Raw genomic sequence first — 22,909 nt, forward strand, 5'->3', positions numbered from 1 at the left:
GCAGCCGGATACCGGGGCGGAAGAGCTCCGAACAAGATGGATCGGACTCACCTCTTGTCCGGAGCTCTCAGGTCCCGGGCGAAGCCCGCCGACCGCCCCGTAAGGGGCGCGCCGTACCATGCTGCCTCGTATCGAAAGCAGGACCGCCTGCGCCATGAACGGACCCGCCGTGTACGAACCCCCCGCCCCCGCCTCCTGGCGCGTCGCGCTGCCGCACACCGCCGCGGCGGTGCCGGTCGCCCGCGCCCTGGTCCGTACGGCTCTGGCGGAGCTGGAGCACCCGGCCGACAGCGACACCGCGGAACTGCTCACCGCGGAACTGGTGGCGAACGCCGTGGAGCACGCGGCGGGCGAGGGACCGATCGAGCTGGTCGTCGAGCTGATGCCGACCGGCTGCACGGTCGAGGTGCACGATCCGGACCCGGTGCCGCCCGGCGATCTGACCCGGCCCGCCCTGCCGCCCGCCGACCCCTGGCAGGAGCACGGGCGCGGGCTGCTGCTGATCCGCAGTCTCAGCTCGTCCTGCGGTCACCGCCCCACCGCGTCCGGCAAGGCGGTGTGGTTCAGACTGCCTGTGGTTCCGCGACAGCGTCGTCCGCGGTGACGGGTGCGCACACCAGCCGGGAGTGGCGGCGGCCGTAGAACGCGTAGACCAGGCAGCCGGCGGCCAGGAAGGCCGCGAACTGCATCCAGGTCGTCCAGCCGGTCTCGTACATGAGGTAGAGGCAGAAGCCCACGCCGAGCAGCGGCATCACGGGGTACAGCGGGACCCGGAAGGAGCGGGCGAGGCCGGGTTCGCGGCGGCGCAGCGCGATCACCGCGACATTGACCACGGCCATGGTGGCGAGGGTGCCGATGGTGCACAGGTTGACCACCGCGTCCAGCGAGGAGAAGGCCGCCGGGACGGCGAAGACGACCGCCACGATCAGGGTGCCGCTGACCGGGGTCGCGGTCTTCGGGGAGACCCGCTCGAACACGCGCGGGACGAGGCCGTCGCGGGACATCGACATCAGGATGCGGGTCTGGCCGTACATCACCGCGAGCACGACCGAGGCGATGGCGACGACCGCGCCGAAGGCGATGACACCGCCGCCGACCGTGGAGCCGGTGACCTGGTTGACGACGTACGACAGCGCCGCGGGCCGGCCGCCGACCCCGGGGCCGCCGATGGCGCCGATCGCGGCGAGCGCGACCGCGCAGTACAGCACGGTGACCAGGCCGATGCAGACGAGGATCGCGATGGGGATGTTCCGGCGGGGGTTCTTGGCCTCCTCGCCGGCGGTGGTGATCGCGTCGAAGCCGATGTACGAGAAGAACGCGGCCGTGGTGCCGGCGCCGATGCCGCCGAGGCCGGCGGGCGTGAACGGGGTCAGGTTGCCGTGCTTGAAGGCGGTGAAGCCGATGGCGCAGAAGGCGACGAGGATCGCGAGCTTGAGGACCGCCATGGCGGCGGTGGCCCGGGCGCTCTCGCGTACGCCGCGCACCAGGAGGACGGAGGCCAGGGCGATGACGATCACGGCGGGCAGGTTGATCACTCCGCCGTCGCCCGGCCCGGCGGACAGCGCCGCGGGCAGCTGCCATCCGGTGAGGCTGGCCAGCAGCTCGTTCACGTACTGGCTCCAGCCGACCGCGACGGCGGACACGGAGACGCCGTACTCCAGCAGCAGGCACCAGCCGACGAGGAACGCCGTGCCCTCGCCGAGGCCCGCGTAGGCGAAGGAGTACGAGGACCCGGAGACCGGGATGGCGCCGCCGAGCTCGGCGAACGCGAAGGCGGTGAAGACGCAGGTGAGGGCCGCGAGCAGGAAGGAGACCACGACCGCGGGCCCGGCCTGGGCGACCGAGTCGGACAGTCCGACGAAGATGCCGGTGCCGACGATCGCTCCGACGCCGAAGCAGACGAGCTGGAACAGGCCCATATGGCGCTTGAGGCCATGACCCGCGAGATCGGCGCCGGCCTCGGCGACGAGCAGCTCGGGTGACTTGATGCGGAAGGGGTTGGCGGGGCTGCCGGGCATGAAGGTGGTGCTCTTTTCCGTGGTGCGGGGCGACCGGGGGATGTCCCCTGGCCGGGCGAGGCCGAGAGCCTGCCGGGCGCTGTTTGGGGGAGGTCGCGTGACGAACCGCGGAAGGGGTGGTTCCGGGCTCGCCGAGGATCGTACGGGAAGGGTGCCGGGTTCCGCTGTGGCGGCGGGCACGCCGGTCAGGCGAGGGTGGCGACCAGGATGGCCTTGATCGTGTGCATCCGGTTCTCCGCCTCGTCGAAGACGACGGAGTGCGCGGACTCGAACACCTCGTCGGTGACCTCCAGCTCGGTCAGTCCGTGCCGCTCGTGGATCTCGCGCCCCACCTCGGTGCCGAGGTCGTGGAAGGCCGGCAGGCAGTGCAGGAACTTCACGTCGTCGTTGCCGGTGGCGCGGAGCACGTCCATGGTCACGGCGTACGGGCCGAGCAGCGCTATGCGCTCGTCCCAGACCTCCTTGGGCTCGCCCATCGACACCCATACGTCGGTGGCGACGAAGTCGGCGCCGCGCACGCCGTCCTTCACGTCCTCGGTGAGCGTGATCCGGGCGCCGGAGACGGCGGCGAGCCGCCGGGCCTCCTCGACCACCGTCCCGTCCGGCCACAGCGCCCGGGGGGCTACGACACGGACGTCCATGCCGAGCAGGGCGCCGGTGACGAGGTAGGAGTTGCCCATGTTGGAGCGGGCGTCGCCGAGGTAGGCGTAGGCGATGCCGGTCAGCGGCTTGGTGCAGTGCTCGGTCATGGTGAGCACGTCGGCGAGCATCTGGGTGGGGTGCCACTCGTCGGTGAGGCCGTTGTAGACGGGGACCCCCGCGTGGGCGGCCAGTTCCTCGACCACGCGCTGCCCGTGCCCCCGGTACTCGATGGCGTCGAACATCCGGCCGAGCACCCGGGCGGTGTCCTTGACCGACTCCTTGTGCCCGATCTGCGAGCCGGACGGGTCCAGACAGGTGGTGTGGGCGCCCTGGTCGGCGGCGGCGACCTCGAAGGCGCACCGGGTGCGGGTCGAGGTCTTCTCGAAGATCAGGGCGATGTTCCTGCCGCTCAGACGGCGCGTCTCGGTCCCGGCCTTCTTGGCCGCCTTGAGCTCGGCCGCCAGCTCCACCAGGAAGCGGAACTCCTCGGCCGTGAAGTCCAGCTCCTTGAGGAAGTGGCGGCCGGCGAGGGCGGTCGGGACTGTCGCCATGGGGCGCTCCAGGGGTTGCGAGAGGCAGGACGAACAAGAGGACGAATGGAAGTCTATACGACGCCCCACATTTATATACGGCTCTTGGCCCGCCCCGGCCGCTCCGGCCTCCTCAGACGCCGTCCCTCTCCACCGGGCAGCTCATACAGCGTGGCCCACCCCGGCCCCTGCCCAGCTCACTCCCCGGGATCTCGATCACTTCGATCCCCTGTTTGCGCAGATGGGTGTTGGTGGTCGAGTTCCGCTCATAGGCGATGACCACTCCCGGTTCGACGGCGAGGACATTACAGCCGTCGTCCCACTGCTCCCGCTCGGCCGCATGCACGTCCTGCGTCGGGGTCAGCACCCGGATCTCGCTCAGGCCCAGCGATGCGGCGATGGCCCGGTGCATGTGCTCCGGCGGATGGTCGGTGACCTTCAGCTCCTTGTCGCCGGCGCCGGGCTCGATGGTGTAGGAGCGGAGCATGCCGAGCCCCGCGTACTGGGTGAACGTGTCCGCGTCCACCATGCTCATCACGGTGTCGAGGTGCATGAGGGCGCGTTTCTTGGGCAGGTCGAGCGCGACGATGGAGCGCGCCGATCCCGCGGCGAAGAGCTTGGTCGCGAGCATCTCGACGGCCTGGGGCGTGGTCCGTTCGCTCATGCCGATGAGCACGGCGCCGTTGCCGATGACCAGCACGTCACCGCCCTCGATGGTGGAGGGGTAGTCGGCCTGCCCCTCGGACCAGAGATGGAAGGCCTCGTCACGGAACAGCGGATGATGCCGGTAGATCGCCTCGAAGTGGACGGTCTCCCGCTGCCGGGCGGGCCAGCGCATGGCGTTGATGGAGACACCGTCGTAGATCCAGGCGGAGGTGTCGCGGGTGAAGAGGTGGTTGGGAAGCGGGCGCAGCAGGAAGTCGTCCAGATCCATCACATGGAACCGCACGGACATCGGCTCCGGGTGGACCTCCAGGAACTCCCGCTTGGTCATGCCTCCGACGAGGGCCTCGCCCAGCTCGGCGGCGGGCATGGCCTCGAAGGCGGCGCGCAGATGGTCGGTGGCGAGCGGCCCGTACTCCTTCTCGTCGAAGACACGGTCCAGTACGAGAGCCCGGGCCGCGGGGATCTCCAGGACCTCGGTGAGCAGATCACCGAAGAGATGGACCTCCACCCCGCGGTCGCGCAGCACGTCGGCGAACCCGTCGTGCTCGGCGCGGGCCCGGCGCACCCACAGCACGTCGTCGAAGAGGAGCGCGTCCTTGTTGCTGGGCGTGAGCCGTTTCAGCTCGAGATCCGGCCGGTGGAGGATGACGCGGCGCAGACGCCCGGCCTCGGAGTCGACATGGAATCCCATGCCTCCATCCTGACCATTCGGGCGCGTGTTCACCCTTCGTTCCTGCAGAACCGGGCGGTTCGGTTCGCCCGGGCCGGACTTATTGATGTCGTCTACTTGACGATAAGCCGCCTCCTTGATTATCGTCCCCGTGACGAGAATTGGGTTGCGAACAAGGGGGCTGGGCACACATGGCCGACATCACCAGACGCTTCGGCTGGCGTCATCTCCGCGGGGCACCGACCGCGCACATCCGTCACCACCGGGCTGGCCGTCTGGTCCACGACGGGCCGGGGCTCAGCTTCTGGTACCGGTCGCTGACCGCCGCGCTCTCCGAGATCCCGGTGGAGGACCGCGAGCTGGCGATGACGTTCCGCGCCCGTACGTCCGACTTCCAGGACATCGCGGTGCAGGCCACCGTCACCTACCGGATCAGCGACCCGGGCGTCGCCGCCGAGCGGCTGGACTTCTCCGTCGATCCGGACACCGGAGTGTGGCGGGGCGCGCCGCTGGAACAGCTCTCCACGCTGCTGACGGAGGCGGCCCAGCAGCACGCCCTGGACGTCCTGGCCCGTACGCCGCTGTCGGCGGCCCTCGTCGACGGCGTCGCGGCGGTACGGGAGCGGGTCGCGGCCGGGCTCGCCGCCGAGCCCCGGCTGCCCGCGACGGGGATCGAGGTCGTCGCGGTCCGGGTGGTCGCGCTGCGGCCGGAGCCCGAGGTGGAGCGGGCGCTGCGCACTCCGGCGCGCGAGCGTATCCAGCAGGACGCGGACCGGGCGACGTACGAGCGCCGGGCCGTGGCCGTCGAGCGGGAACGTGCGATCGCCGAGAACGAGCTGGCCAGCCGGATCGAACTGGCCCGGCGCGAGGAGCAGTTGGTCGAGCAGCGGGGTACGAACGCACGGCGCGAGGCGGAGGAGCAGGCGGCGGCGGACGCGGTGCGCGCCGAGGCGGAGGCCGCGCGGACGGTACGGCTGGCGGACGCCGAGGCGCGGCGCACCGAGCGGCTCGCCGAGGCGGAGGCGGCGCGCTCCGTACGGCTCGCTCGTGCCGAGGCCGAGGGCGCGCGCGAGGTCGGCGAGGCGCGGGCCCAGGCGCAGGCGGCCTGGCTACGGGTGCACGCGGAGGTGGATGTCGCGACGCTGCACGCGCTGACCGGGACCCGGCTGGCCGAGAACCTGCCGCGCATCGACAGCGTCACGGTCTCGCCGGATGTGCTCACCGGGCTGCTGTCCCGGCTGGGCGGGTCCTCGGGAGAGCAGGCGTGAGTCTCGCCCCACGCGCCGTGCTGGTCCATCGCGCCACTGAGTACGAGGAGTTGGTGGCGCGGCACGGCACCCATGGGCAGGCCGCGTTCTTCCTGGCGTCCCGGGGGCGGTCGCTGGAGGAGGTGGCGGAGCGCCACCGGCGGGCACATCAGGCGCTGGCCGAGGTGGCGGCCGCGGTGCCGCTGACCTGGCGGCAGGCCCGGGTGGAACGGCGCGACCTGGACCGGTTCCTGTTCGCGCCCGAGGACGTGGTGGTCGTGGTCGGGCAGGACGGGCTGGTGGCGAACGTCGCCAAGTATCTCGCGGGCCAGCCGGTGGTGGGGATCGACACGGATCCCGGGCGCAACCCGGGCGTGCTGGTACGGCACCGGCCGCGGGACGCGGGCTCCCTGCTGCCCGCCGCCCTGGCCCGGGACGGCGGGGTCGACGAACTCACCATGGTCGAGGCCGTCGCCGACGACACACAGCGACTCGTCGCGCTCAACGAGATCTATCTCGGAGCCGCCGGTCACCAGACCGCCCGTTACCGCCTGGGCCTCGACGGCGACAGGGGTGTCGTCGAGGCCCAGGCCTCCTCCGGGGTGCTCGTGGGCACGGGCACCGGCGCCACCGGATGGCTTCGCTCGGTGTGGCAGGAACGCGGCAGCGCCCTCACGCTCCCCGGCGTCACGGAGCCACGCCTGCTGTGGTTCGTCCGCGAGGCCTGGCCGTCGCCGGCCACCGGGACGTCCCTGGTGGCCGGCGAACTCGCCCACTCCGCGCGGCTCCGGGTCACCGTGGAGTCGGACCGGCTGATCGCCTTCGGGGACGGCATGGAGAGCGACGCGGTGGAGCTGACGTGGGGGCAGACGGTGCGCGTGGGGGTGTGCGGGGAGCGGTTGCGGCTGGTGGGCTGACGACCGGTGGCCGTCGGCGGTACGGCGACGGGTGGGCCGACGACAGGCATGCGCCGGCCGCGCTCGTAGTCCCGTCCGTGGGCTGGACGTCGTCACGGTCGACGAGTCCGGTGATGCCCTCCATGTCGGCGCTGATGTAGATCCGCACAGTGCGTACTCCTCAGGCCTGCTCGTCCGCAGGCACGCCAGGCCCGAGGAGTACGGTTCCGTCACAGCCGGGGGTCCACCGGTTCCGACTCCAGGGCCAGCACCCCGAACACCGCCTCATGGACCCGCCACAGCGGCTCGCCCTCCGCGAGGCGCTCCAGGGCCTCCAGGCCGAGGGCGTACTCGCGCAGCGCGAGGGAGCGCTTGTGGTTCAGGAACCGGTTGCGCAGCCGGGCGAGGTTCTCCGGGCGGGTGTACTCGGGGCCGTAGATGATCCGGAGGTACTCACGGCCGCGGCACTTGACGCCCGGCTGCACCAGACGGCCGGCCGCACTCCTGACCACCGCCTCCACCGGCTTGACGACCATGCCCTCGCCGCCGCGCCCGGTCATCTCCAGCCACCAGTCGATCCCGGCGCGCACCGACTCCGGGTCGCCGGTGTCGACGTAGAGCCGGCGAGTCGTCTGCAGCAGCCCGCTTCCGTCGTGCTCGACCAGCCGGTCGATCAGCGCCAGTTGCTCGTTGTGCGGCACCGCCGCGAGACTGCGGCCCTGGACCGCCAGCAGCTGGAACGGGGCCAGACGGACGCCGTCCAGCCCCTCGGTCGTCCAGCAGTAGCGGCGGTACGCGGCCGTGAACGCCTCCGCGTCCGCCGCCCGCGCACGCTGACGTGCCAGCAGCCCGGTCACGTCCACGCCCCGCTCCGCCGCGCCCTCCAGTGCGGCCAGCGCACCGGGGAACACCGCCCCGGACGCCGCGCCCACCGCCGCGTACTGCGAGCGCAGCAGCCCGGAGGCCTTCAGCGACCACGGCATCAGCTCGGCGTCGAGCAGCAGCCAGTCCGTCTCGAGTTCCTCCCACAGGGCCGCCTCGCCGATGGCCGCGCGCAGCCGGGCGAGGATCTCCTCGGTGACCGTGTCGTCGTCGAAGAAGGGGCGGCCGGTACGGGTGTACAGCGACCCGGTGGGGCCGTCCCCGCTGCCGTCCGCGTCCGGACCGAAGGCACTGCCGACACCGAAGCGCTTCCGTGCCGCCTCGGCGTCCCGGCACACCAGGGCCACCGCCCGCGAGCCCATGTGCTTCTCCTCGCACACGACCCGCGCGACCCCGTCCTCCTGGTACTGCGCGAAGGCCTCGGCCGGGTGCTCCAGATAGCCCTCGACGCGACTGGTCGCGGTCGGTGCCATCGTCGGGGGCAGATAGGGCAGCAGCCGCGGGTCCACCGCGAAGCGGCTCATGACCTCCAGGGCCGCCGCCGCGTTCTCCTCGCGGACCGAGACCCGGCCCGCATGCCGGGTCTCGACCACCCTGCGGCCCTGGACGTCGGCGAGGTCCAGCGGCCGGCCGTCGTGCCCGCCGGGCGCCTCGCTGCGCAGCGGCCGGGCCGGCTCGTACCAGACCCGCTCGGCCGGTACGTCGACCAGTTGCCGTTCCGGCCAGCGCAGCGCGGTGAGCTTGCCGCCGAAGACGGCACCGGTGTCCACGCAGATGGTGTTGTTGAGCCAGGTTGCCTCCGGGACCGGGGTGTGTCCGTACACCACGGCCGCCCGGCCCCGGTAGTCCTCCGCCCAGGGATAGCGCACCGGCAGGCCGAACTCGTCCGTCTCGCCCGTGGTGTCACCGTACAGCGCGTGCGAGCGGACCCGGCCCGAGGTGCGGCCGTGGTACTTCTCCGGCAGCCCGGCGTGGCACACCACCAGCCGTCCGCCGTCGAGGACGTAGTGGCTGACCAGTCCGTCGATGAACTCCCGTACCTGCTGCCTGAACTCCTCGCTCTCGCCCGCCATCTGCGCGACGGTCTCGGCGAGGCCGTGGGTGTGCTGGACGTTGCGGCCGCGCAGATGGCGCCCGAACTTGTTCTCGTGGTTGCCGGGCACGCACAGCGCGTCGCCGGACGCCACCATCGACATCACCCGGCGCAGCACGCCCGGGCTGTCCGGGCCGCGGTCGACCAGGTCGCCGACGAAGACGGCGGTGCGGCCCTCCGGGTGCGTGCCGTCGACGTAGCCCAACCTGACGAGCAGCGCCTCCAGTTCGGACGCGCAGCCGTGGACGTCGCCGATGATGTCGAAGGGGCCGGTGACGTGGGTCAGGTCGTTGAAGCGCTTCTCGGTGACGACGGTCGCGTTCTCGACCTCCGCCACGCCTCGCAGGATGTGCACCTTGCGGAAGCCCTCGCGCTCCAAGTGCCGTAGTGAGCGACGCAGTTCACGGGTGTGACGCTGGATGACCCGGCGCGGCAGGTCCGCCCGGTCGATGCGGGCCGCGTTGCGCTCGGCGCACACGTCCTCCGGCACGTCGAGCACGATCGCGATCGGCAGCACGTCGTACTGCCTGGCCAGCTCGATCAACTGGCGGCGGCTCTCCTGCTGCACGCTGGTGGCGTCGACCACCGTGCGGCGGCCCGCCGCGAGGCGCTTGCCCGCGATGTAGTGCAGCACGTCGAAGGCGTCCCGGCTCGCGCTCTGGTCGTTCTCGTCGTCGGCGACCAGCCCGCGGCAGAAGTCCGACGAGATGACCTCGGTCGGCCGGAAGTGCCGGCGGGCGAAGGTGGACTTGCCCGATCCGGACGCGCCGATCAGCACCACCAGGGAGAGGTCGGTCACGGGCAGGGCGCGCCCCTTGGCGTCGGTCTCGGTCATGCGGCTCTACCTTCTTCCTGGGTCCGCCCCAGCCATTCGTAGGGTTGTGGCACCCAGGGGAGCTGGGTGTGGCTTTCATGCGGCTGCCAGCTGTGGCTCGGTAGGCTTGGCCGCCCGGCTCCCCACGACGACTCGGCCGCCGATTGGGAAATGCGAACAGGTCGCTGTGTAGAGCAATGCCGGCGAGGTCGTCCGTGGTACGTACTGCACGCACGACGAGCTGGAGCACGATGAACCGGATATGGGCCGGGACCGACTGCGGCAAGACCCATCACCACTGCCTGGTCCTGGACGACGAGGGCAACGCACTGTTGTCCCGACGGGTTGCCAACGACGAGCCCGAGCTGCTGAAGCTGGTCGGAGATGTCCTGGACGTCGCAGACGGCAGAGAGGTCACCTGGGCCTTGGACATGGCGGGCGGCGGCCCCGGCCTGCTGATCGCCCTGCTCGTCAACCACAGCCAGGAACTGGTCTACATCCCCGGCATCGCGGTCAACCGGGCCTCCGACGGTTACCGCGGGACGGGCAAGACCGACGCCCGTGACGCGCGGGTGATCGCCGATCAGGCCCGCATGCGACGCGACCTGCAGCCGATTCGGCCCGGTGACGATGCGGGCATCGAGCTGCGGCTGCTCACCGAGCGCCGTGTCGATCTGGTCGCCGACCGCACCCGCACCACCAACCGGCTCAAGGGCCTGCTGAACAGCATGTTTCCCGCATTGGAACGCGCCTTGGACATCGGCACAGCCGGAGCACTGCTGCTTCTTACGGGCTACCAGACCCCGGCGGCGATCCGCCGCACCGGCCTGACCCGACTCACTGCCTGGCTGCGCAACCGCAAGGCCCGCAACCCCGAGGCTCTTGCCGTCAAGGCCGTCGAGGCCGCTGAGCGGCAGCACACCGCCGTCGCAGGCGAGACGGCGATCGCGAAGATGGTGCACACCCTCGCGCAGGAGGTGATGACCCTCAACGAGAAGATCGCCGAGACGGACAAGCTCATCGAGGGCCGGTTTCGCGAGCACGAACTCGCCGAAGTGATCCAGTCCATGCCCGGCATCGGCGCGATCCTCGGCGCGGAGCTCCTCGTCGGCATCGGCGGCAGCCTGGACGCTTTTCCCACCCCTGACCGGCTTGCCGCATTCGCCGGCGTGACCCCCGCACCACGCGACTCCGGCAAGGTCATCGGTAACCTCCACCGACCCCAGCGCTACCACCGACGCCTGCAGCGGGTCTTCTACACCTCGGCACTCGTCAGCATCCGGTTCGACCCCAACTCGCGGAAGTTCTACGACCGCAAACGTGCCGAGGGCAAACGCCATGTCCAGGCCGTGCTCGCTCTCGCCCGTCGGCGCGTGAACGTTCTGTGGGCCCTGATCCGTGACCGACGGTGCTACCAAGTGACACCTCCCGTCACTGCGCCGACTTGATTTCGGCATTGGGAAGCCTTCTCCTCCTTCGTGGTGAGCGTGAACACGGCCATCTGGGTGGGCGGCCCCACCTCGGGGTCGTCGGGTCCCACGGGGACGAACCGCACGTCGTAGCCGTGCCGTCCGGCCACCGTGTCCGCCCATGCGCGGAACTCCTCGCGGTTCCATTCGAATCGGTGGTCGCCGTGGCGGGTATGCCCGGCCGGCAGGCTCTCCCAGCGGACGTTGTACTCGACGTTCGGGGTCGTCACCAGCACCGTCCGGGGGTGGGCCGCGCCGAACACCGAGTACTCCACGGCGGACAGCCGCGGCGGGTCGACGTGCTCGACGACCTCGCTGAGCACGGCGGCGTCATAGCCCTTGAGCCGGCGGTCGGTGTACGCGAGCGACCCTTGGACGAGCCGGACGCGCGACGCCTGCCGCTCTCCCATACGGTCCAGCTTCAGGCGCCGGGCCGCGATGGTGAGCGCCCGCACCGAGACGTCCATGCCCACGATCTCCGTGAACCGGGGGTCCTTCAGCAGCGCCTGCACCAACTGGCCCTGTCCGCAGCCCAGATCGAGGACGCGGGCGGCACCGGCCTCCTGGAGCGCGGCGATGATCGCCTCCCGGCGCAGCACCGCGAGCGGGGTCGGCCTCTCGTCGGTCTCGGTCTTGGCCCCGGTCTCGGTCCCGGTCTTGGTCCCGGTCTCGGCCCCTGCCTCGGTCCCTGCCTCGGTCCCTGTCTCGTTGTCGCTGTCGTCGTCCTGGATCTCCTCGACCGCGTTGTCGATCTCCTCGACCTCGCTGTCGTCGGTCTCCGCGAGCCGCACCAGTTCCAGCCGCTCGATCGCCTGCCGGGTCAGCGACCAGCGGCGCGACAGATAGCGGCTGGTGATCAGCTTCTGTTCCGGATGGCCGGGCAGCCAGCCCTCGCCCGCCCGCAGCAGCTTGTCGACCTCGTCGGCGGAGACCCAGTAGTGCTTGGCGTCGTCGAGAACCGGGAGCAGGACATACAGATGGCGCAGGGCCTCGGCCAGGGTCAGGGCCTCCGACTCCAGCACCAGGCGCACATACCGCGAGTCACCCCACTGAGGGAACTCGGCGTCCAACGCCACCGGTTCGGCGGTGACCGCCCAGCCGAGCGGCGCGAACAGTTGCTGTACGAGGTTTGGGCCGCCCCGGGCGGGCAGGGCGGGTATCTCGATGCGCAGGGGCAGCGGCTCCCCGGCGCGCTCGGGCATGGTCGTGCACACGCCCCGTATCGCGGTCGAGAACACACCGCTCAGCGCCACGGCGAGCAGGGAGGACGCCGCGTACGGGCGATCGTTGACGTACTGCGCCAGGGCCGCGTCGGGAGCGCCGCCCCGGCCCTTGGTCTTGCCGCGCCGGACCAGTGCCACCGCATCGACCTCCAGCAGCAGCGCCGCCGTGCAGCGCTCGACGTCCGCCTCGGGGTAGAGGACGTGCGCGGTGCCGTAGGAGGTCGAGAACGCCTGCGCCTTGCCGGGGTGCTTGTGCAGCAGGAAACCCAGGTCGGTCGCGGGGCGTTCGGCCGTGCCGGTGGTACTGATCGTCAGGAACATGCACCGAGTCTTCCGGCTCCGGGGCACCGCGACCACCGGATTTCGAACAGCGCGGCCTGACGGGGTTCGGAGAGCCTCCGCCGCGACGGGATCTTGACCTTGCCGTCGGCGTCAGGGTCGCACGATGACCGGCATGGAGCTCACCGCACCGCAGAGCAGCAGGATTGTCGTCGTCACCGGGGCCGGCACCGGTATCGGCCGGGCAACCGCCCGTGCCTTTGCCGCCGAGGGTGCCCATGTGATCGCGATCGGACGGCGCAGCGAACCGCTCGAGGAGGCGGCGGCCGGGCACGAACGGATCATGCCGCTGTCGGCCGACATCACCGCCGAGGGGGAACCCGAACGGATCGTCCGGGTCGTGTCGGAGGCCTACGGCCGAATCGACGTGATGGTCAACAACGCCGGCATCGTGCGCGGCGGCGCCCTTGGCTCACTGAGCCCGGAGCTGATCAGAGCCCAGCTCGATACGAACCTCATAGCTCCCGTTCTGCTGACCCAGGCCGCGCTGCCGTCTCTGGAGACGGCGCGCGGAGTGATCGTCAATGTCAGTACGTCAGTGGGGCAGCGGGCCTGGCCCGGCAGCGCGGTCTACGCCGCGACCAAGACCGCCCTGGAACTCCTGACACGCAGTTGGGCGGTGGAGCTGGCACCTCGCGGCATCCGGGTGGTGGCGGTCGCCCCCGGTGCGATCGACACCCCCATCGGCCAGCACCAGGGGCTCACGTCGGAGCGGATGGCCGCGGTACGGGAATGGCAGCTGGCGCACACCCCGCTGGGCCGGATCGGCCGTCCCGAGGAGGTGGCCTGGGCGATCACCCGGCTCGCCGCACCGGCGGCGTCGTTCGTCACGGGAGTCGTGCTCCCGGTCGACGGTGGAGCGGTCGTCGCGTGATAGGAGTGGCCCAGGAGGTGGAGCGGGTGCGGATCGGTGAGCTGGCCAGGGCAACCGGGACGACCGCTCGTGCGCTGCGGCACTACGAGCAGGCCGGGCTGATCTCCTCCGAGCGTGCGTCCAACGGCTACCGCATCTACGACGAGCGGGCGGCGGTCCGGGTCCGCAACATCCGCCATCTGATCTCCGCCGGGCTCACCCTGGACGACGTGCGCGCGTTCCTGCCGTGTCTGGACGGCGATGTGGCTGCCTCGGCGCCCTCGGACAAGGGCCTGCGGGTGGCGTTGGAGCGGCTGGCGGTCATCGACGAACGCATCGCCGCCCAGACGGAGGCCCGCGACCGGCTCGAAGCCGCACTGCGGGAGCGGACCGGTGGTCGGATCCGCACGGTGGCCTGACCGCTTGTCCCACCACCGGCTCCTTCCGGTCCGGGGCGAGGCCCCGGACCGGGCAGGGGGCTCGTTTCGACTACCGCAACTGGGACTGGACCTGCGCGGAGATCAGCTCCAGGTGGTCCAGGTCGGCGAGGTCGAGGATCTGGAGGTAGATACGGCGGGAGCCGATCTCCTGGTAGCGGCCGATCTTGTCGACGACCTCGGCCGGGGTGCCCGCCAGGCCGTTGGTCTTCAGCTCGTCCACCTCACGGCCGATCACGGCGGCGCGGCGGGCCACCTCCTGGTCGTCCCTGCCGACACAGACCACCAGCGCGTTCGAGTACGTCAGTGCGTCCGCGGCGCGTCCGGCCTGCTCGGCGGCCGCACGGACCCGGCCGAACTGGCGCTCGCTGTCCTCGATCGACGCGAACGGCATGTTGAACTCGTCGGCGTACTGCGCGGCCAGCCGCGGGGTGCGGGTCGCTCCGTGGCCACCGATGAGCACCGGGACCCTGGACTGGGCGGGCTTGGGCAGAGCGGGCGAGTCGGTCAGGTCGTAGTACTTCCCGTGGAAGCTGAAGGTCTTGCCGGCCTCGGTCGCCCACAGCCCGGTGACGATCGCGAGCTGCTCCTCGAGGCGGGCGAACTTGTCCTTCGGGAACGGAATGCCGTAGGCCTTGTGCTCGTCGTCGAACCAGCCCGCACCGATGCCCAGTTCGACCCGGCCCCCGGACATCTGGTCGACCTGCGCGACCTGGATGGCGAGGACACCGGGGAGACGGAAGGTGGCGGCGGTCATCAGGGTTCCGAGGCGGATGCGCTTGGTCTCGCGGGCGAGTCCCGCGAGGGTGATCCAGGCGTCGGTGGGACCGGGAAGGCCGTCCACGTCGCCCATCTTCAGATAGTGGTCCGAGCGGAAGAACGCGTCGAAGCCCAGTTCCTCGGTGGCCTTGGCGACGGAGAGGAGGGTGTCATAGCTCGCCCCCTGCTGGGGCTCGGTGAAGATGCGAAGATCCATGCCTCCATCCTGCACGCTCGAACGCCCTGCGGCCTCGGCAGTCCCACCGGGGTCCCGTGGAATCGGTCGGGTGAAACATCCGCGAGACCCTCAGCCTGCGCGCCTGGCCGGGGCCACGGAGGGTGTGCTCAGCCCGCCGTTCTGTACCGCTCCCGTATCTCCCCGTCCTTGGCCGCCAGTCTGCGCAGCATCTCTCTGACCCGGTCCCTCGACTCGTCGGCCGCGTCTATGGCCTCCATGCACTGCCAGTACGTGCCCTCCTCGCCCGCCGCGCTCGCGACCGCGACCAGGGCCATGCCGAGCTCCGTGAGGAGCGTGCCGAGGTCGAGAAGGGCCTTGCGGGCGTCGCCCAGCTCCGTGAGCTGAGCGGCTCGCAGATCGGCCACGTCGATGGAGGGTGTGTCCAGCACGCCACAGCCCCTGCCCGCCAGTTCCGTCAACCCCAGTGCCTCGCCGCGTAGTTCGGGTGGGCCCGAGACCGCCAGGCGGCTGCCGATCGCCTGCGCCAGGGCGTAGGCCTGCCACGCCTCCGCCATGATCCTCGCCCCGTCCTCACTCCCCGACAGGGCGCGCCTGCTCATCACGATGAGCCGCACCGCGTCCATGCGCTGCCCCCGCTCTGTTCCGACGCGCTTGCGCACGTCTGGCCCGAACTCCGTTGTCCACTACCCAGAGTGAATGCTCGCGGGACGAAAAGCCAGAGCTGAACCGAAATCTGTGGACAACCTGGGAGATGAGGACAACCCCATGACTCCGTAGAGTGACGGACTGGGTTCCCTCACCCCCGGGGGCGGAGGCTCGGGCGTCGCCCAATCCGGCCGGGGTGGTCTCGTCTCAGTGAGTCCCTGGCGCCGGGAACCTCTCCTCGTTGCGGTCGATCTTGGCGTCGAGCGCCGCCAGCGCGTCGATGCCGAGCACCTCGCACAGTTGGAGCAGATACGCGAACACATCCGCCACCTCGTCCGTCACCCGATGAGCCGTCGCCGGGTCGTCCATCACCCGCGCCGACTCCTCCGGCGTCAACCACTGGAAGATCTCGACCAGTTCAGAGGCCTCGACGCTCAGCGCGGACGCCAGGTTCTTGGGCGTGTGGTACGGCTGCCAGTCGCGCGCCGCGGCGAAGTCGGCGAGGCGGCGCTGCAGCCCGGCCACATCGAGCCCCTCGCCCCGTCCGGCTTCGGGTGCCGCGGGCTCGGGCCGCGATGTCGGATGCTCCGGTCGCGATGTCGGGTGCTCGGGTCGCGGTGTGAGGTTCTCCGGTCGCGATGTCGGGTGCTCGGGTCGCGGTGTGAGGTTCTCGGGTTCTCGTCTCACGGGCTCGGGTTCCGGTGTCACGGGCTCGGACTCTGATGTCACGCGCTCAGGTCTACCACCGTCACCCCGTCCGCCTCCGTCGCCCAGCGCGCCTCGCTCACCGCGCCCACCAGGCGGACATGGCCGCGTTCGGTCATCCGTGCCGCCAGCCGCAGCAGTTCCCGCGTCTGCGCGGGGTCCATGCACCGGTCGAGGCCGTCCGCCAGCACGGTGAGGGTCTGCATCGCCGCCGGGACCTCCCCCACCGGGTCCACGTCGAGCACGCCCGGACCGGTGAGGAGCACCAGCGCCAGGGCCACATAGCGCAGTTCGCCGTCGCCCAGCAGTTCCAGGGGCGTCCGCAGCCCGTCACCCCGGTCGAGCAGGGCGCGCACCCTGCCGTCGCCGAGCGGCTCGGCCAGCAGATCGGTGACCCGTCCCGCACACCCGGCCGCGACCGCCGAGGCCAGCAGCGCATGCCGTCGGGCACACTCCGCGCGGGTACGCCACAGGACGTCCGCGAGGTTGTCGCACCCCGGCAGGAGCCGGCCCGCGCCCGCCGGGACGGGGGCGCGCATCCGGCCGGGGCGCGGATCGCACGCGAAGACCGAGCGCAGGGCGACCACCATCTGCTCGGCCGCGGCGAGCACCCGGCGCTGCCCCTCGGTCTTGCCCGCCACGCGCAGCGGCAGCAGGGCGGTACCGAGACGGTCGTCCGGGAGCGGGCCGCGGGTGACCGGTGCGGAGCCGGCCGTGTGCCAGGCCGCCTGCACCGCCGACCGGCCCGGATCGCGCAGGGCCGTCTCCAGCAGGACCAGCCGGCCGGAGGTCAGCCGTTCCCCGACGATGCGCAGTTCGGGCTCGGCCTGCACGGCGAGGTCGAGCCGCACGGGTCCCTCGGGGCCGTCGGCCGTGCAGCCGATGCGGAAGCCCCGCCGCCGCTGGGCGTCGGGCCGCGCCCGCTCGGGCACGCAGCCCGCAGGGTCCGGGAACGCCTCCGCCAGCTCCGCTCCGCCGCCGAGCCGCGCCAGCGCCTCGTAGGCCTGCAACACCCGGGACTTGCCCGAGCCGCTGGGACCGGTGAAGAGCGTCAACGGCCCCAGGGTGAAGGCGGCCCGCCGGTGTCCGCCGAACGCGGACAACCGCAGCTCGGTGACGCAGGACCGGTGCGGAACCGAGCTCGCGGTCCTGGACCGGTCCGCACCCGGATCGGTGGCCTCGGGCCGGTCCGTACCCGGATCGGTGAACCCGGGCCGGTCGGTACCCGGATCGGTGAACCCGGGCCGGTCCGTACCCGGATCGGTGAACCCGGGCCGGTCCGTACCCGGATCGGTGAACCCGGGCCGGTCCGTACCCGGATCGGTGGCCTCGGGCCGGCCCGGCCCCGGATCGGCGGAGCCGGACCCGTCCGGCAGATACAGCGGGGGTAAGACGGTCATGTCCGGGACCGTAGGGGCCCGCGGGCCGGGCGAACCGTTCCGCCTCCGCGGCCTTCCTACGATCGGGCGACCGAAGCACCCGCACGTCGACAACCGACATCATCCCGACGACCGTCGGCGTCCCATGAACGCCAGCCCGCTCTCCACCGACGCCCCGTCGGCGCCCTGCCCTCAACCGCCAGGACCCCGGATTCAGACGCCGGGAACCCCCGCCCCCTCGATCAGCCCCCGCACCTCGGTCCCGGGCGGGGTCAGCAGGAAGACATTGCGGTCGACCCGGTGCATCCCGCTGGCCAGGCCGAAGACGACACCCGTGCTGAAGTCCAGCACCCGCTTGGCCACCTCGGTCTCGGCACCCGTGAGGTCGAGCAGCACGGGCACGCCCCCCATCAGTGTCTCGGCGACCTCGCGGGCGTCCGCGAACACATTGACCCGCAGAACCACAAAACGGCGGCGCGCCTCGGTCGGCGCCTCGGGTATGGCCCGGTGGCCGACCGAGGACGGCCAGGCGTCCCGGCCACGCAACGGAACGACCTGAGCGAGCCCTTCCCACTGTTCGTCGGTGACATCGTGGCTGTTCACCGGCCCTCCCCGCTGGCTCGCACTCATCGTCTGCACCGGCCAATTCTTACGCATGGTCACCCGTTCGGCCCAACAGCGACACGGGCCGCGACCCGGACCGCGACCCGGACCACGGCGCCCCGGGCGGCCGCTCGGGCCCTTCCGCCGCTCCGCCCACCGAGGCCGAAGTGGCCGTTTGCGCCGCTCCGGCCGCCGCCCGCGTCGAAGTGGCCGCTTCCACCGCACCGTCCACTCCGGCCCCACAGGTCACTCCGACCGAAGTGGCCGCTTCCGCCGCACCGCGCTCCCCGGGCACCGTCCGCGCGCCCCCTCACAGCGTCCGGGCGCCCCTTGTGCAGTGCCCGTAACCCCTCAAGATCGAGGCGCATAACATCCGCGTAACCACCGGTTCCTACGGTCGTCGTCATGACCACCAGTCCCGGAGCGCGGCAGATACGGACCGTCTGCTCGTACTGCGGCGTCGGCTGCGGGATCGTGCTCGACGTCGCGACCGGCGCCGACGGCCGCCGTCGCGTCGTCAAGGCGTCCGGCGACAAGGAGCACCCCGCCAACCGCGGCCGGCTGTGCACGAAGGGCGCGACCACCGCGGACCTGCTGGCCGCCCCCGGGCGGCTGACCACGGCGCTCGTCCGCGCGGACCGCGGTGCGGAGCCGGTGCCCGCGTCCGTCGACTCGGCGGTCCGGGCGACCGCACACCGGCTGCGGGAGATCGTGGACCGGCACGGTCCGGACGCGGTCGCCTTCTATGTCTCGGGGCAGCTCAGCCTGGAGGCGCAGTATCTGGCGAACAAGCTCGCCAAGGGCTTCATACGGACGAACCGGATCGAGTCCAACTCGCGGTTGTGCATGGCGAGCGCGGGGGCGGGCTACAAGCTGTCGCTGGGGGCCGACGGGCCTCCGGGGTCGTACGACGACCTGGACAAGGCGGACGTCTTCCTCGTCATCGGCTCCAACATGGCCGACTGCCACCCGATCCTCTTCCTGCGGATGATGGACCGGGTCAAGGCGGGCGCCAAACTGATCGTGGTCGATCCCCGGCGCACCGCGACCGCGGCGAAGGCCGATCTGTTCCTGCAGATCCGGCCCGGGACCGATCTCGCCCTGCTCAACGGTCTGTTGCGGCTCCTGCACGAGTCCGGTCACACGGACGACGCCTTCATCGCCCGGCACACCGAGGGCTGGGAGGCGATGCCCGGCTTCCTCGCCGACTATCCGCCCGCGACCGTCGCGCAGATCACCGGTCTCGCCGAGCGGGACATCAGGGAGGCGGCGCGGCTCATCGGCGAGGCGAAGGAGTGGACGAGCTGCTGGACCATGGGGCTCAACCAGTCCACGCACGGGACCTGGAACACCAACGCGCTCGTCAATCTCCATCTGGCGACCGGTGCGATCTGCCGCCCGGGCAGCGGTCCGTTCTCGCTCACCGGACAGCCCAATGCCATGGGCGGGCGCGAGATGGGCTACATGGGGCCCGGACTCCCGGGGCAGCGGTCCGTGCTGGTGACCGAGGAGCGGGCGTTCGTCGAGGAGTTGTGGGGGCTGCCCGCCGGCACGCTCCGCGCGGACGGGACCGGGCGCGGGACCGTCGAGATGTTCCGGAAGACGGCGGAGGGAGAGATCAAGGCCTGCTGGATCATGTGCACCAACCCCGTGGCCTCGGTGGCCAACCGGAAGACCGTCATCGAGGCGCTGGAGGCCGCGGAGTTCGTCGTCGTGCAGGACGCGTTCGCCGAGACCGAGACCAACGCGTACGCAGATGTCGTCCTGCCGGGCGCGCTGTGGAGCGAGGCGGAGGGCGTCATGGTCAACAGCGAGCGCGGGCTGACGCTCGCCCGGCCCGCGCTGGATCCGCCGGGTGAGGCGACGGCCGACTGGCGGCTGATCGCGGCCGTCGCGCGCGAGATGGGGTACGTGGACGGGTTCTCGTACGACAGCGCGGAGGAGGTCTTCGAGGAGATCAGGCAGGCGTGGAACCCGAAGACCGGCTGGGATCTGCGTGGGGTGACGTACGGGCGGCTGCGCTCCGGGCCCGTGCAGTGGCCGGCCGCGCGGGAGGACGGCCCGGCGCGCAATCCCGTCCGGTACGTGGAGGACGGGCTGTCCTTTCCGACGCCGAGCGGACGGGCGGTGTTCCATGCGCGGCCGCATCTGCCGCCCGCCGAACTCCCGGACGACGACTTCCCGTTCCTGCTCAACACCGGACGGGTACAGCACCAGTGGCACACGCTCACGAAGACGGGGAAGGTAGCCCGGCTCAACAAGCTCAACCCCGGGCCGTTCGTGGAGGTGCACCCCGAGGACGCCGCGGCGCTCGGGGTCACGGACGGCGACTCGGTCGAGGTCGCCTCGCGGCGCGGGCGGGCCGTGCTGCCGGCGGTGGTGACGGACCGGGTGCGGCCGGGGTGCTGTTTCGCGCCGTTCCACTGGAACGACCTGTTCGGCGAGTATCTGAGCGTCAACGCGGTGACCAGCGACGCCGTGGACCCGATATCGTTTCAGCCGGAGTTCAAGGTGTGCGCGGTGGCGCTGACGAAGGTGGCGGAACCGGCCGCTGCGGCAGGCGGCCCGCAGTCGGCGATGGCCGGGGCGTCCCTGGCGGACCCGACCGCCCCCCGTGGCCGGACTCCCGCCCGTGCCGTCGCACCGCTCTCCCCCACACCGGGAGCGGCCCTGTTCCCCGCCGCCCCGACCGGCGTGCCCTTCGGGTTCGTCCCCTCCCCGCCCCCGGTCCTGAGCAGCCCGGAACGCCGGTATCTGACCGGATTCCTCACGGGCCTCGTCTCCGGCGCGCCGGGCGTGCCCGTACTGCCGCCGGACGCGCCCTTCAGCCCCGAGCACGCCCTGTGGGTCAACGGCCTCCTGGCCGGCATGTACTCCAGGTCCGGGGCCGGGAGCGCGCCCCAGGAGCAGGCCGACCGTGAGGTCGTCGTGCTGTGGGCCTCGCAGACGGGGAACGCGGAGGAGTTCGCGGCGGCCACCCTGCGGCGCCTCAAGGAGACCGGCCACCGGGTCACCCTGGCCGGCATGGACGAGACCGACGTACGTCAACTCCCGGACGGGGCCGATCTGCTGCTCATCACGAGCACGTTCGGCGACGGGGAGCCGCCGGACAACGGCTCCGGGTTCTGGAGCGAGCTGTCCGGCCACGAGGCGCCCCGGCTCGACGGCGTGCGGTACGCCGTGCTCGCCTTCGGGGACTCCTCGTACGACGACTTCTGCGGTCACGGGCGCCGACTGGACGCGCGTCTGCACGAGTTGGGCGGGACACGCCTCGCGCCGCGCACGGACTGCGAACCCGACTACGAGCCGTCGGCGGGGGCCTGGCTGGAGGAGGTCCTCGGCGCCCTGGGCGCCACGACACCCACCCAGGACCCGCAGCCGCCCGCAGCGGGAGCACCGGCCCGGCCCGCACCCGGGACACAGCCCCCGCTCCCGGCGGCACCCGGTGCGAGCGAACCGGCCCCGACGGCCTCCCGGACCGGGAAGCCCGTCCCGGCCACCGCCCGCCTCGTCGGCAACCAGCCGCTCAGCCGGCCCGGTGCGGGCAAGGAGGTGCGGCGGTTCACCTTCGACACCAGCGGGACGGACCTCTCGTACGAGGCCGGGGACGCGCTCGGGGTCCACCCGGTCAACTCCCCCGCCCTCGTGGAGGAGTGGCTGGAGGCGACGGGGATCGACGGCTCCGCGGCGGTCGAGGCCCCGGACGGCGGCGAGATCCCCTTCGCCGGCCTTCTGCACCGGCATCTCGACATCACCCGGATCACCCCGGACCTGCTGCGTTTCGTCGCCGACCGCGCCCGTGACGACCGGGAGCTGCGGCAACTGCTGCGGCCCGACAACAAGGACGGACTGGCCCGCTGGTCCTGGGGGCGGCAGGCCGTCGACGTGGTGGCGGAGCACGCGGTGAAGGCGTCAGCCAGGGAGTGGACCGGGGTGCTCAAGCGGCTGCGGCCCCGGCTGTACTCGATCTCGTCGAGTCCGCTCGTCGATCCGCGCCGCGTCTCGCTGACTGTGTCCGTCGTACGGTACGAGGGCGTGCGCGGACGCCGCCGGGCCGGGGTCTGCGGTGGCTTTCTCGCGGACACCGAGCCGGACATGGCGGTCCCGGTCTTCGTACAGCGCGCCCCGCACTTCCGGCCGCCCATCGACGGCTCGACACCGATGGTGATGGTGGGCCCCGGAACCGGAATCGCACCTTTCATCGGTTTCCTCCATGAACGCCGTGAACTGGGGCACAAGGCACCGAACTGGCTGTTCTTCGGCGAACAGCACCGCGCCACGGACTTCTACTACGAGGACGAGCTGACCTCGCTCCACACGGAAGGCGTCCTCACGCGGCTCGACACCGCGTTCTCCCGCGACCAGCGCGCCAAGGTCTACGTCCAGGACCGGATGCGCGAGCACGGCTTGGAGCTGTGGCACTGGCTGCGCGACGGCGCCCGCCTCTACGTCTGCGGAGACGCCTCCCGCATGGCCAAGGACGTCGACCAGGCACTACGGGACATCGCGGCCGTACACGGCGGCCTGAGCGAACCGGAGGCAGCCGCGTATGTGAAGCAGCTGACCGCCGAGAAGCGCTATGTGCGGGACGTCTACTAGGCCTGTCGGCAAACTCCCGCCTGCCCCGCGACGCCATGCACGCACCTGACGCCGCAGGGCCGCCCTTCGGGCGACGACGCGAGTTTTCGACAGGCCCCAGGACGGCGGGACGGCCGCAGGGACGGCAGAACCGGTCGGGGTGCGCATCCGCCCATTCGGCACACCTCTGTACAGGACTTCTTACTTCCCTCACACCGGACTCTTCACCTCCAGGCGGTCGACGTTCATCCTGCCCCCTTAC

Annotated in this window: 17 protein-coding genes; 7 read left to right on the top strand and 10 right to left on the bottom strand. The window is 71.6% G+C overall.

The genetic code is table 11. The features are described from left to right. Positions 1-154: 154 nt before the first annotated feature. The gene (locus ACFY2Z_RS04475) at positions 155-604 is read left to right on the top strand and encodes an ATP-binding protein (protein WP_390742674.1); all 450 of its coding nucleotides are present in this window, start codon (positions 155-157) and stop codon (positions 602-604) included. Here the strand turns inward: ACFY2Z_RS04475 and ACFY2Z_RS04480 are convergent. The 3 genes from ACFY2Z_RS04480 to ACFY2Z_RS04490 form a co-directional block, all read right to left on the bottom strand. Then, a complete protein-coding gene (locus ACFY2Z_RS04480; protein WP_390742675.1) occupies positions 564-2,018 on the bottom strand; it encodes an amino acid permease in 1,455 nt (484 codons plus the stop codon). The two genes, ACFY2Z_RS04475 and ACFY2Z_RS04480, sit on opposite strands and share 41 nt — an antisense overlap. Positions 2,019-2,203: 185 nt before the next feature. Beyond that, positions 2,204-3,211 (bottom strand): ornithine carbamoyltransferase, encoded by a 1,008-nt coding sequence (gene argF / locus ACFY2Z_RS04485; protein ID WP_390742676.1) that lies wholly within the window; start codon positions 3,209-3,211, stop codon positions 2,204-2,206. Between the two features lie 112 nt (positions 3,212-3,323). Continuing rightward, positions 3,324-4,547, bottom strand: a complete 1,224-nt coding sequence (locus tag ACFY2Z_RS04490) for an arginine deiminase (protein WP_311692093.1) — start codon at positions 4,545-4,547, stop codon at positions 3,324-3,326. 170 nt (positions 4,548-4,717) lie between these two features. Between ACFY2Z_RS04490 and ACFY2Z_RS04495 the strand changes: the two genes are divergently transcribed. Both ACFY2Z_RS04495 and ACFY2Z_RS04500 read left to right on the top strand, forming a co-directional pair. Next, on the top strand, positions 4,718-5,794 hold the full coding sequence (locus tag ACFY2Z_RS04495) for an SPFH domain-containing protein (RefSeq protein WP_390742677.1): 1,077 nt from the start codon (positions 4,718-4,720) through the stop codon (positions 5,792-5,794). After that, a complete protein-coding gene (locus ACFY2Z_RS04500) occupies positions 5,791-6,690 on the top strand; it encodes a hypothetical protein (RefSeq protein ID WP_390742678.1) in 900 nt (299 codons plus the stop codon). The genes ACFY2Z_RS04495 and ACFY2Z_RS04500 overlap by 4 nt, the downstream gene beginning before the upstream one ends. 209 nt (positions 6,691-6,899) lie before the next feature. On the opposite strand, the gene ACFY2Z_RS04505 is transcribed toward ACFY2Z_RS04500, so the two are convergent. Continuing rightward, entirely contained in the window at positions 6,900-9,479 is a 2,580-nt protein-coding gene (locus ACFY2Z_RS04505) for a polynucleotide kinase-phosphatase (RefSeq protein ID WP_390742679.1), read from the bottom strand. Positions 9,480-9,709: 230 nt separating this feature from the next. On the opposite strand from ACFY2Z_RS04505, the gene ACFY2Z_RS04510 reads away from it, so the two are divergent. Further along, a complete protein-coding gene (locus tag ACFY2Z_RS04510) occupies positions 9,710-10,906 on the top strand; it encodes an IS110 family transposase (protein ID WP_390742680.1) in 1,197 nt (398 codons plus the stop codon). On the opposite strand, the gene ACFY2Z_RS04515 is transcribed toward ACFY2Z_RS04510, so the two are convergent. Further along, on the bottom strand, positions 10,870-12,471 hold the full coding sequence (locus ACFY2Z_RS04515; protein WP_390742681.1) for a 3' terminal RNA ribose 2'-O-methyltransferase Hen1: 1,602 nt from the start codon (positions 12,469-12,471) through the stop codon (positions 10,870-10,872). The two genes, ACFY2Z_RS04510 and ACFY2Z_RS04515, sit on opposite strands and share 37 nt — an antisense overlap. Positions 12,472-12,595: 124 nt before the next feature. Between ACFY2Z_RS04515 and ACFY2Z_RS04520 the strand changes: the two genes are divergently transcribed. Next, positions 12,596-13,363: an SDR family NAD(P)-dependent oxidoreductase gene (locus tag ACFY2Z_RS04520; RefSeq protein WP_390742682.1), complete on the top strand. Its 768-nt coding sequence runs from the start codon at positions 12,596-12,598 to the stop codon at positions 13,361-13,363. Positions 13,364-13,389: 26 nt separating this feature from the next. Then, positions 13,390-13,761: a MerR family transcriptional regulator gene (locus ACFY2Z_RS04525; RefSeq protein WP_390742910.1), complete on the top strand. Its 372-nt coding sequence runs from the start codon at positions 13,390-13,392 to the stop codon at positions 13,759-13,761. A 70-nt stretch (positions 13,762-13,831) separates the two neighbouring features. Here ACFY2Z_RS04525 and ACFY2Z_RS04530 read toward each other — a convergent pair whose 3' ends face one another. The 5 genes from ACFY2Z_RS04530 to ACFY2Z_RS04550 all read right to left on the bottom strand — a co-directional run bounded on the left by ACFY2Z_RS04530 (position 13,832) and on the right by ACFY2Z_RS04550 (position 18,096). Beyond that, on the bottom strand, positions 13,832-14,755 hold the full coding sequence (locus ACFY2Z_RS04530) for an LLM class F420-dependent oxidoreductase (protein WP_390742683.1): 924 nt from the start codon (positions 14,753-14,755) through the stop codon (positions 13,832-13,834). A 128-nt stretch (positions 14,756-14,883) separates the two neighbouring features. Beyond that, a complete protein-coding gene (locus ACFY2Z_RS04535; RefSeq protein WP_390742911.1) occupies positions 14,884-15,360 on the bottom strand; it encodes a DUF6099 family protein in 477 nt (158 codons plus the stop codon). A gap of 229 nt (positions 15,361-15,589) precedes the next feature. Further along, positions 15,590-15,907: a nucleotide pyrophosphohydrolase gene (locus ACFY2Z_RS04540; protein WP_311692075.1), complete on the bottom strand. Its 318-nt coding sequence runs from the start codon at positions 15,905-15,907 to the stop codon at positions 15,590-15,592. 200 nt (positions 15,908-16,107) lie between these two features. Continuing rightward, positions 16,108-17,487, bottom strand: coding sequence for an ATP-binding protein (locus ACFY2Z_RS04545; RefSeq protein WP_390742684.1), 1,380 nt, complete (start codon positions 17,485-17,487; stop codon positions 16,108-16,110). A 192-nt stretch (positions 17,488-17,679) separates the two neighbouring features. Continuing rightward, positions 17,680-18,096: a cell division protein SepF gene (locus ACFY2Z_RS04550; RefSeq protein ID WP_390742685.1), complete on the bottom strand. Its 417-nt coding sequence runs from the start codon at positions 18,094-18,096 to the stop codon at positions 17,680-17,682. A 378-nt stretch (positions 18,097-18,474) separates the two neighbouring features. On the opposite strand from ACFY2Z_RS04550, the gene ACFY2Z_RS04555 reads away from it, so the two are divergent. Continuing rightward, positions 18,475-22,668, top strand: coding sequence for a molybdopterin-dependent oxidoreductase (locus ACFY2Z_RS04555; protein WP_390742686.1), 4,194 nt, complete (start codon positions 18,475-18,477; stop codon positions 22,666-22,668). Positions 22,669-22,909 lie beyond the last annotated feature (241 nt).

The organism is Streptomyces sp. NPDC001222 (assembly GCF_042896945.1).
GTDB lineage: Bacteria > Actinomycetota > Actinomycetes > Streptomycetales > Streptomycetaceae > Streptomyces > Streptomyces gibsoniae.

What these genes read in the sequence shown, in the direction of transcription:
- ACFY2Z_RS04505 (WP_390742679.1), bottom strand. Translation starts at nt 9,479, where the DNA reads ATGACCGAGACCGACGCCAAGGGGCGCGCCCTGCCCGTGACCGACCTC.
- ACFY2Z_RS04520 (WP_390742682.1), top strand. Translation starts at nt 12,596, where the DNA reads ATGACCGGCATGGAGCTCACCGCACCGCAGAGCAGCAGGATTGTCGTC.
- ACFY2Z_RS04550 (WP_390742685.1), bottom strand. Translation starts at nt 18,096, where the DNA reads ATGAGTGCGAGCCAGCGGGGAGGGCCGGTGAACAGCCACGATGTCACC.
- ACFY2Z_RS04530 (WP_390742683.1), bottom strand. Translation starts at nt 14,755, where the DNA reads ATGGATCTTCGCATCTTCACCGAGCCCCAGCAGGGGGCGAGCTATGAC.
- argF (WP_390742676.1), bottom strand. Translation starts at nt 3,211, where the DNA reads ATGGCGACAGTCCCGACCGCCCTCGCCGGCCGCCACTTCCTCAAGGAG.
- ACFY2Z_RS04495 (WP_390742677.1), top strand. Translation starts at nt 4,718, where the DNA reads ATGGCCGACATCACCAGACGCTTCGGCTGGCGTCATCTCCGCGGGGCA.
- ACFY2Z_RS04545 (WP_390742684.1), bottom strand. Translation starts at nt 17,487, where the DNA reads ATGACCGTCTTACCCCCGCTGTATCTGCCGGACGGGTCCGGCTCCGCC.
- ACFY2Z_RS04535 (WP_390742911.1), bottom strand. Translation starts at nt 15,360, where the DNA reads ATGGACGCGGTGCGGCTCATCGTGATGAGCAGGCGCGCCCTGTCGGGG.
- ACFY2Z_RS04510 (WP_390742680.1), top strand. Translation starts at nt 9,710, where the DNA reads ATGAACCGGATATGGGCCGGGACCGACTGCGGCAAGACCCATCACCAC.
- ACFY2Z_RS04475 (WP_390742674.1), top strand. Translation starts at nt 155, where the DNA reads ATGAACGGACCCGCCGTGTACGAACCCCCCGCCCCCGCCTCCTGGCGC.
- ACFY2Z_RS04515 (WP_390742681.1), bottom strand. Translation starts at nt 12,471, where the DNA reads ATGTTCCTGACGATCAGTACCACCGGCACGGCCGAACGCCCCGCGACC.
- ACFY2Z_RS04490 (WP_311692093.1), bottom strand. Translation starts at nt 4,547, where the DNA reads ATGGGATTCCATGTCGACTCCGAGGCCGGGCGTCTGCGCCGCGTCATC.
- ACFY2Z_RS04555 (WP_390742686.1), top strand. Translation starts at nt 18,475, where the DNA reads ATGACCACCAGTCCCGGAGCGCGGCAGATACGGACCGTCTGCTCGTAC.
- ACFY2Z_RS04480 (WP_390742675.1), bottom strand. Translation starts at nt 2,018, where the DNA reads ATGCCCGGCAGCCCCGCCAACCCCTTCCGCATCAAGTCACCCGAGCTG.